Source organism: Corynebacterium sp. 1103A (genome assembly GCF_055700955.1).
In genome coordinates this window covers 69,053-76,257 of sequence record NZ_JASTTF010000013.1, presented here as the reverse complement: position 1 = coordinate 76,257, position 7,205 = coordinate 69,053, and the positions used below count along the sequence as shown (strand labels likewise).

At 64.6% G+C, this 7,205-nt stretch carries 6 protein-coding genes and 2 pseudogenes; 5 read left to right on the top strand and 3 right to left on the bottom strand.

Annotation, left to right across the window (positions count from 1 at the left end; all coding sequences use genetic code 11):
• Positions 1 to 102: 102 nt before the first annotated feature.
• Positions 103 to 818, top strand: a pseudogene (locus QQS52_RS09590) (IS3 family transposase); the annotation flags it as partial.
• A gap of 125 nt (positions 819 to 943) precedes the next feature.
• A complete protein-coding gene (locus QQS52_RS09585) occupies positions 944 to 1,267 on the top strand; it encodes a CHY zinc finger protein (RefSeq protein WP_472773646.1) in 324 nt (107 codons plus the stop codon).
• Here QQS52_RS09585 and QQS52_RS09580 read toward each other — a convergent pair.
• Together QQS52_RS09580 and QQS52_RS09575 are read right to left on the bottom strand one after the other, a co-directional pair.
• Entirely contained in the window at positions 1,264 to 1,755 is a 492-nt protein-coding gene (locus tag QQS52_RS09580; protein ID WP_472773645.1) for a hypothetical protein, read from the bottom strand. The genes QQS52_RS09585 and QQS52_RS09580 overlap by 4 nt on opposite strands.
• Before the next feature lie 54 nt (positions 1,756 to 1,809).
• Positions 1,810 to 3,129: a M20/M25/M40 family metallo-hydrolase gene (locus tag QQS52_RS09575; RefSeq protein ID WP_472773644.1), complete on the bottom strand. Its 1,320-nt coding sequence runs from the start codon at positions 3,127 to 3,129 to the stop codon at positions 1,810 to 1,812.
• Between the two features lie 95 nt (positions 3,130 to 3,224).
• Here QQS52_RS09575 and bioB point away from each other — a divergent pair, with 95 nt between their 5' ends.
• Both bioB and bsaP read left to right on the top strand, forming a co-directional pair.
• The gene (gene bioB / locus QQS52_RS09570) at positions 3,225 to 4,196 is read left to right on the top strand and encodes a biotin synthase BioB (protein ID WP_472773643.1); all 972 of its coding nucleotides are present in this window, start codon (positions 3,225 to 3,227) and stop codon (positions 4,194 to 4,196) included.
• A 9-nt stretch (positions 4,197 to 4,205) separates the two neighbouring features.
• Positions 4,206 to 4,487: pseudogene (gene bsaP, locus QQS52_RS09565) on the top strand (biotin synthase auxiliary protein BsaP).
• On the opposite strand, the gene QQS52_RS09560 reads toward bsaP, so the two are convergent.
• A complete protein-coding gene (locus tag QQS52_RS09560; protein ID WP_472773642.1) occupies positions 4,484 to 5,518 on the bottom strand; it encodes an esterase/lipase family protein in 1,035 nt (344 codons plus the stop codon). The pseudogene bsaP and the gene QQS52_RS09560 overlap by 4 nt on opposite strands.
• A gap of 271 nt (positions 5,519 to 5,789) precedes the next feature.
• Here QQS52_RS09560 and amn point away from each other — a divergent pair, with 271 nt between their 5' ends.
• Positions 5,790 to 7,187, top strand: coding sequence for an AMP nucleosidase (gene amn, locus QQS52_RS09555; RefSeq protein WP_472773641.1), 1,398 nt, complete (start codon positions 5,790 to 5,792; stop codon positions 7,185 to 7,187).
• The last annotated feature ends 18 nt before the right edge of the window (positions 7,188 to 7,205 follow it).

Here is a 7,205-nt window from a genome sequence, read left to right as displayed (position 1 = left end):
CGCGATGGTCGCCTCATTGTGCACCGGCACAAGGCCAACCGCGGGCTACAGATACACCACGCTAGCGGACGCAACCCACAAATTAAGACCATCTTCGATGATGAGCACGGGCTTTATGGTGCTAAACGCATTGCTGCAAGCCTCAACGACGATACGGACTTTCCTTCGATCAACCACAAGAAGGTCGCACGCATCATGAAATCGATGGGGCTTAAAGGCTTTACCAAGCGCCGTCGATGCGTCACCACCAGGCGCAAGCCTGGACGTCGAGTCATGCCAGATCTAGTAGGCCGTAAATTCACAGCTGACAGGCCGAACCACGTCTATGTAGGCGACATTACGTACCTGTCGTGTAAGGGCGGCAAGAACATGTACCTTGCCACAGTCATTGACGTCTACTCGCGCAAACTCGTCGGACATGCACTCGCCGATCACATGCGGGTATCGCTGGTTATCGAAGCTTTGTCCCATGCCAGCAAGGTTCGCGGAAGCCTTAAAGGGGCAATTTTCCATTCTGATCATGGCAGTGTGTACACCTCACAGGCTTTTGGGACCACTGCGCACAGCTTGGTGTACGCCAATCCATGGGCGCAGTGGGAACGAGTGCCGATAATGCCCTGGCAGAATCATTTAACGCCACCGTAAAGCGTGAAGTCCTGCGTGATCGGAAAGTCTTTGACAGTCCCATCGTCTGCCGCCAAGAGGTCTTTCGATGGTGCATGCGCTACAACACGCGCAGACGGCACTCCTGGTGCAACCTTCTAGCTCCCGATGACTTCGAAGCACTCACATCAGCTACACTGACCCAAGCAGCATAGCTAACCCCCGACGTGTCCACTTTCCGGGGGTCGGCCCCTCCCTCTGAGTATCGTTGAGCGTGCAAAAACCCGAAAGGGTATGAGGTGCAAAGAGTTTTTCTTTTCGTGGGAAAGAATGGCTGAGTATGTCGGGAAAAGAAATCCAAGGCGTCGACGTGGACGCCCAGGGGCGTTGCGCGCACTGGCATACGCCGGTGGACGTGGTGGCCAACAAGTGTGCGACGTGCGGGCAGTTCTACGCGTGCTCTATCTGCCACGCGGAACTCGCCGATCACCCCTTCGGCGCGATGGATAAGCACACGAACGCGGTTTTGTGCGGCGTTTGTGGGGAGACGATGAATTACGGGCGTTACCGGCTAGCCACCGCCTGCCCGGCGTGCGGGCACCCGTTTAATCCCGGGTGTCACGCGCATGAGGAGATCTACTTCCAGCTGGGTCCGGTCGACTAGAAGGACGACAGAGAGCCGAACTGCTGCTGCACCTGGGCTAGCGCGGTGCGGGCCAGGGCGGCGAGATCCGGGATGCGGAAGGTCTGGCCGGCGAACGGCACGTCGACGGTCGGCTGGCCGGGGACGACCGCCAGCTCAATCACGTTCTGGGCGCGGTGGGTCTTCTGCGGAGCGCGGTTCTGGTGGGTGTTTTGTGGAGCGGGCTGCTGGTTGCCGGACTGTCCCAGGTTGCAGCGGTTGACCGCGTCGTCCATGCGGGCGATGGCGGAGCGGATCTCCCCGCCGCGCGGGTGGAAGGTGGCCACGGACAGCGCCTGGCTGCGCTTGGACTGGTAGTCGCCGGGGTTGGTCCAGTAGCTGCGGGCCTTTTCGCAAGAGATCTGGCCGGCGGGCACCTTGGCCAGCAGGTCGTCGACGGGATCGGCGGAAGCCACGGCGGGGGTGGCAAGAGTAGTGGTCAACACGAGAGCAGCAAGGCGTTTCTTCATGGGATACATCTTGGCACGAGTTCGCGGTTCGGGAAAGTGTACGCAGGAAACTTTCTAGACGCCCAGGAAGCGCCGCACCAGGCTGCGGTAGGCCCGCACCGTGAGATCGAGGTCCTCCAAGTGGAGCGCCTCGTCGTGGCTGTGGAGCTGCGAATTGGCCTCGGCCATGTCCCGGGCCCGCGCGTGGAGGGCAAAGCCGTAGCCATTGCCGCCGGCGCGCCGGGCGATGCGCAGATCCGAACCGCCTGTCGCCAGCACCGGGGTGACGTCCAGGTCGGGGAAGAACTCGTGGGCGGTGGACTCGATGGCCTGCCAGAGCGCGGTGTCGGTGCCCGACTGCGTGGCGTCTTCGGTAATTAGGTGCTCGATGGTGACCTCGTCGGCCAGATCGCCCAGCGCCTGGCGCAGGAACTCGTCCAGTTCCTCCTGGGTCTGTCCGGGGAAGGGGCGGATGTCCATCTCCAGGTAGGCGTGGGAGGGCAGCACGTTGATAGCGCCGCCGGCCCGCAGGACGGTCTGGGACAAGGTGGTGTGCGAAAAGGCGTGTGCGTAGGCGTCCAAGTTGCCGAAGGCGCGGTAATCTTCCGCGGTGCCCTGGCCGCCGATGAGCGTTTGCTCCGTGACGGGATCGAAGCGGAACGCCTTGACGAATCCGGTCCAGGTCTCGCTGGTGGCCACGGGGGCATCGGCGGCGGCGATACGGCGAGCGACCTCGCCGATCTTCACGATGGCGAAGTCTTTGCCGAAGGGCGTCGAGCCGTGCCCGGCGTCGCCGTGCACGTGGAGGCGGCGCTGGCCCGCGCCTTTTTCGCCTACGTTGAAGGCCAGCGAGTTCGGCAGGTGGCTGCCGCCGGTCTCCGACAGGCAGTTGTCCCAGCTCATCGCGTCCGGGTGGTGGGCATACAGCCAGCGCGAGCCCCAGCCGCCGCGGGCCTCCTCGTCCGCCAGGGCGGCGAAGGTGAGATCGCCTGCTGGTTTCCCACGGCGGGCCACCTCGCGGGTCACGGCCGCCATGGTGGCAGTAATGAAGAGCATGTCGACGGCGCCGCGGCCGTAGAGCACGCCGTCCTCGATGACGGCATCGAAAGGCGGCTTGGTCCACTTGTCTTGGTCGACGGGCACGACGTCCGTGTGGCCCATCAGGGTCAGCGGTTCGCCGTCGCCGCCCGGGACCGTAAACAACACCGAGACCCGCCCGGGGTGGGGCTCAAAGCGCTGGACCTGCACGTCCGTGCCGGCAAAGAAGCGCTCCAGCGTGTCTGCGTTGCGGACCTCGTGGCCCGAATCATCGGTGAGATCGTTGACGCAGGCGTTGCGGATAAGCTCCTGGAGTAGCTCCAGGGTGTCGTCGTACAGGCTGGTGTTTTCGCTCATGCACCTCAGCCTAGTGCCGCGGTCCACCCGCGAGAGAAATAAACTTAAAGTTGCAAAATTAAACGCCGTTCAACTTTGTTCGCTACGCTACCCGTATGAGTATTGTTGATATCGCCCGTGAGAAGGCCTTTGAGCAGGGCATCGGCCTGAGCGAAGAAGAGCTCCTACAGGTCCTTTCCGTCCCCGACGAGCAGCTGGAAGAAATCGCCGACATCGCGCATAAAACTCGCCTGCGTTGGTGCGGCCCGGACGTTTCGGTGGAAGGCATCATCTCCATCAAGACGGGCGGCTGTCCGGAAGACTGCCACTTCTGCTCTCAGTCGGGTCTGTTCGCCTCCCCGGTGCGCGCCGCCCGCCTGGATATCGCCGAGCTGGTGGAGGCCGCGAAGAACACCGCCAAGACCGGCGCCACCGAGTTTTGCATCGTCGCCGCGGTCAAGGGCCCGGGCGATAACCTCCTGGACCAGGTGGGGGAGGCCATCGCCGCCATCAACGCGGAGGTCGACATTGAGATTTCCTGCTCCCTGGGCACCCTGACCCGCGAGCAGGCGCAGCGCCTGAAGGACATGGGCGCGCAGCGCTACAACCACAACCTGGAGACTGCGCGCAGCTTCTTCCCGCAGGTGGTCACCACCCACACCTGGGAAGAGCGCCGGCAGACCCTCGACTTCGTCCGCGAGGCCGGCATGGAGGTCTGCTGCGGCGGCATCATCGGCATGGGCGAGTCCCTCGAGCAGCGCGCCGAGTTCGCCGCCCAGCTGGCGGAGATCGAGCCCTGCGAGGTGCCCATGAATTTCCTCGACCCGCGGCCGGGCACCCCGTTCGCGGATCGCCCGCTGGTGCCCCTGGGCGAGGGCCTGCGCGCCGTCGCCGCTTTCCGGCTGGCGATGCCCGCTGTCACTCTCCGCTTCGCCGGCGGCCGCGAGCTGTCCCTGGGTGACGACGGCACGGAGAAGGGCCTGCTCGGCGGCATCAACGCCATCATCGCGGGCAACTACCTGACGACCCTGGGCCGCCAGATCGAGAAGGACGTGGACATGCTCGGGCGCATCGACCTGCCCATCTAGGCGCTATAGATGTCGGGGAAACCTGCGGGCACTGATCACTCCGCGCTCGCCGCGTCCGTCCTCGCCGGCGATCTGCCCGTCTACCACCCGAATACCGGACAGCCCCTCGAATAGGTCTCCACCCTGCACCCGGCGGCCGAGGCCGGCCTGGACGTGCCGCGTTACTGTCGCCTGTGCGGGCGGCGCATGGTGGTCCAGGTCCGCCCTGACGGCTGGCGCGCGCGGTGCTCTCGCCACGGGGAGCTGGACTCGAGCTGGCTTTTCGTCGAGACCATCCGGGAGCCGGACTAGAGCTGCCGGACGATGGTGCGCACGATGGCGCGCACCCGCCGGTCCACCGGCAGGTCGTGGTGGAGCACCACCGCGCGAGAATCAAAGTCCTGGACGTAGATGTTGCGCACCGTGCCGTCCTTGACCTTGCTGGGGGACAAAAAGCAGGTCTCGGGCGGGACCACCACGGCATCGTGGCGCGTGGCGATGCACGTGTAGGTCACCCCCTCGTCCAGGTCGCCGCCGGCGTTAACGGCGCTCAAGATCTCGCTGCCGACGATCTGCTGCTGGCCGGCGTCGCCGAAGAACGACTGGATGATGGATTTCATGATGGAGTCGTTGCGTTTGCTGGCCATCAGCGGGCTGATGATGCCGCCTTCGGTGGTGCCGTGGTTGGGCGCGCCGATCGAGATGAGGTGGCGGACCTTGCTGGCCCCGCCGAGCACGCGCATCCAGTAGCGGGCCAGCAGACCGCCCTGCGAGTGGCCCGCGATGATGACCTTCTCCGCGCCCGTCATGGTCAGCACCGCGTCGATATAGGCGCCGACCTGCACGGCGGACTCGGGCAGCAGGCCCGTCGCCCGCGTGCCGTAGTCCGGGGCGAAGACGGCCCAGCCGTCCTCGCGGAGCTCGCCGCCCAGGATCTGCCAGATGCCCTTGGAGTCGGCCGTGCCGTGCAACAAGATGATGGGCCAGGGGCGGTCCGGGCTGGGACGGGCGGTCCAGTTGTCCTCGAAGATGCCGCGGGGCTTGAGCCGCGCGCCCAGCGGGAGCGAGTCCACCGTGGAGCTGGAGCCGGCGGAGTCGACCTCCTCGTTGGACACGGCTATCCGAGTGCGCGAATCCTCGCGCAGCGAGCCGAAATAGCCCTCCTTGGTGGGGTCTTTGCGCAGCATCTCGGCGATCTCCTCGGCGACCTCCTCGCGCAGCGCGTTGGGCGGGGCGGTGTTCTTGACGCCGAAGCGGGGGTTGGCCGGGGCATCGTTCGACCAAAAGCGGCGCAGCTGCTTTTCGATTGTGGAGCGCAGTTCCTGTAGTGCATCAGCGGCCACGTACAACCATCTCCTTATACAATCCGGGGCCTTCCAGCCTAGCGAACTAGCAGGTGAGGCGAATTAGGAAAAACTTTTTTAAAAATTGTCATCCGAAGGGTTGACGCTCTTTCCAAAGTACCTTAAAGTAAGCCTTGCCTAATCACGGGCGGTTGTTTTGCAGAAGTTGCGCTCCACTCCTTCTGTTTAGCACCGATTAGATTAGTCATGGGGAGAAGGCCCCGCCAGCGTGCAGCCGGCGGGGCCTTCGTTTACGCGGTAGTGTGGCGGCATGCGAAATCAGGTAGAGACAGTGCAGGTGCAGACGGTGGACGAGGCGGTCACGCGCCTCATCGAACTCTACGAGCAGTCCTGTCGGCGCTCCCACGACTTCGAGGACTACGACCAGGTCCGCTACCCCAAAATCACCGTCGCCGTGCGCGAGTGGCACCCCATCGATCGCTCGCAACCCTTCGGCTACGTCAACGAGGCCGGCAACTATTCCGCGGTGATCTCCAAGCCTTACCTGCTGCGCGACTACCTGACCACCCAGCTGCAGCGCCTGGTGGACAACTACCCGTGCGATATCTACGTCGGCTACTCGGACGTGCGCATCCCGCCCGAGTACATCCGCGGCGCCCCGCCGGCCCCGCAGGACCGCGGGACCACCGTCCCGCGCCCCACGCTCGACGATGTTAACGACGCCATCATCGACGGCGACTGGGACGCCTTCCACGGCGCGGAGAAGCCGCTGTTCCACTTCGGGCCGCAGCGCTTCGACATCGCCTGCGAGCGGATCGAGCACTACACCGGTATCGAGGTCGACACGGTGCAGAAGTACATCCTGTTCACCAACTACGCCATGCACACCACCGAGTTCGTACAGTTCGGGCTACGCGAGCTCGCCAGCGAGGACTCGCGCTACACCGCGCTGGTCCTGCCCACGGGCGAGACCATCCATCCCAACGACGCGGTGGACTTGGACGTCGACGAGCTGACGCTGACCTCGCGCTACCAGATGCCCCGCTTCGACCTCATCACCGCCGCCGGCGACGGCATCACGATGATCAACATCGGGGTCGGCCCGTCTAATGCGAAGACCATCACGGACTGCCTGGCCGTACTGCGCCCCGAGGCCTGGATCATGATCGGCCACTGCGCAGGCCTGGACGGGCGCATGCGCATTGGCGATCTCATCCTGGGCAACGCCTACCAGCGCGACGACGGCCTCCTGGACGATCCGGTCACCCCGGCGAACCCGATCCCTGCCATCCCGGAAATCCAGCGCATGCTGGAGGCGAGCGTGGACGAGATTTACGGCGCGGACAACCCCATCATGCGCACTGGCACGGTCTTGTCCACCAACGACCGGAACTGGGAGTGGCGCACCACCCGGCAGCTGTGGGAGTGGCTGCGGGCATCGGCAGCCGTGGCCGTGGACATGGAGTCCTGCACGCTGGCCGCCAACGGTTACCGCTACCGCGTGCCCTACGGCACCCTGCTGGCCGTCAGCGACCTGCCGCTGCACGCGGTGCCCAAGCTGCCGGCCCAGGCGCAGGCATTCTACTCGAATTCCAAGCAGGCCCACGTCATGTGCGCGGTGCGCGCGGTCGAGCAGCTGGCGGAAAACCCGTCCCGTCTCCACACGCGCAAGCTCCGGCGGGCGCTAGGGGAAGTGCCTTTTCGTTAACGCTTATCCGGCGATAGA